Origin of the sequence: Guptibacillus sedimenti, from assembly GCF_028610665.1 — a bacterium.
Lineage (GTDB): Bacteria > Bacillota > Bacilli > Bacillales > Guptibacillaceae > Guptibacillus > Guptibacillus sedimenti.
Genome location: NZ_JAQQWV010000022.1, coordinates 1 through 661 on the forward strand (window position 1 = coordinate 1; position 661 = coordinate 661).

A 661-nucleotide genomic window follows, 5' to 3' on the forward strand; every position below is an offset into this window, starting at 1 on the left:
TCTCCGGATCAAAGCGTACTTACAGCTCCCCGAAGCATATCGGTGTTCGTCCCGTCCTTCTTAGGCTTCTAGTGCCAAGGCATCCACCGTGCGCCCTTAGTAGCTTAACCTTCGATTTGTTAGGCATCACTGCCATAACGCATCAGTTATTACTAAGTTCTTGCATAAAAATAATTATTGGATGTCGTTGTTTATGCTATCTAGTTTTCAAGGAACAATGGCTACTAGTTAATTAAACGTTTGTTTAACTATATAGTAGATGTGTTGGTGGAGCCTAGCGGGATCGAACCGCTGACCTCCTGCGTGCAAGGCAGGCGCTCTCCCAGCTGAGCTAAGGCCCCAGGATTCTTTTATGGTGGGCCTGAGTGGACTCGAACCACCGACCTCACGCTTATCAGGCGTGCGCTCTAACCAGCTGAGCTACAGGCCCACAAAAGAAAAGTAAATACCCCGACATAGCCATTAGCCGGAGGTGTTTCTACGAAGAGACTTGCTCTTCTTCAAAACTTACCTTTTCAGTTGAAAGAATAAATTATTCTTTCAAAACTAAACGAAACGCTCATGTAAGGTTGGTAACGTAAGTTACCTTCGTAATTCTCCATAGAAAGGAGGTGATCCAGCCGCACCTTCCGATACGGCTACCTTGTTACGACTTCACCCC

The 661-nt window shown here is 46.1% G+C and carries 2 tRNA genes and 2 rRNA genes; all 4 read right to left on the reverse strand.

Annotated elements, in window-relative coordinates:
* A 23S ribosomal RNA gene (locus PQ578_RS22370) occupies nt 1-110 on the reverse strand; the annotation flags it as partial.
* A gap of 155 nt (nt 111-265) precedes the next feature.
* Nucleotides 266-341 (reverse strand) — tRNA-Ala (locus tag PQ578_RS22375).
* 12 nt (nt 342-353) lie between these two features.
* Nucleotides 354-430 (reverse strand) — tRNA-Ile (locus PQ578_RS22380).
* 174 nt (nt 431-604) lie between these two features.
* Nucleotides 605-661, reverse strand: a 16S ribosomal RNA gene (locus tag PQ578_RS22385); the annotation flags it as partial.